1 pseudogene is annotated in these 234 nt (G+C 44.9%); it reads right to left on the bottom strand.

Annotated elements, in window-relative coordinates:
- A pseudogene (locus tag AAEZ03_RS28950) lies at positions 1 to 234 on the bottom strand (malate dehydrogenase); the annotation flags it as partial.

Here is a 234-nt window from a genome sequence, read left to right as displayed (position 1 = left end):
CATCTAAAGCACCACGGAAGATGAACGGGAAACAAAGTACATTATTAACTTGGTTAGGGTAATCACTGCGCCCTGTCGCCATAATCAAATCATCGCGTACTGAGTGTGCTAATTCAGGGTCAATTTCAGGATCTGGGTTTGAGCAAGCAAAAATAACTGGGTTCGGAGCCATTAGTTTAACATCGTCAGCACCTAATACATTCGGGCCAGATACCCCCACAAATACGTCTGCAC

The sequence above is a fragment of the Pseudomonas sp. HY2-MNA-CIBAN-0224 genome, from assembly GCF_040310285.1.
Lineage (GTDB): Bacteria > Pseudomonadota > Gammaproteobacteria > Pseudomonadales > Pseudomonadaceae > Aquipseudomonas > Aquipseudomonas helleri.
The sequence above is the reverse complement of the archived record's forward strand: the minus strand, read 5'-3'. Positions and strand labels throughout refer to the sequence as shown.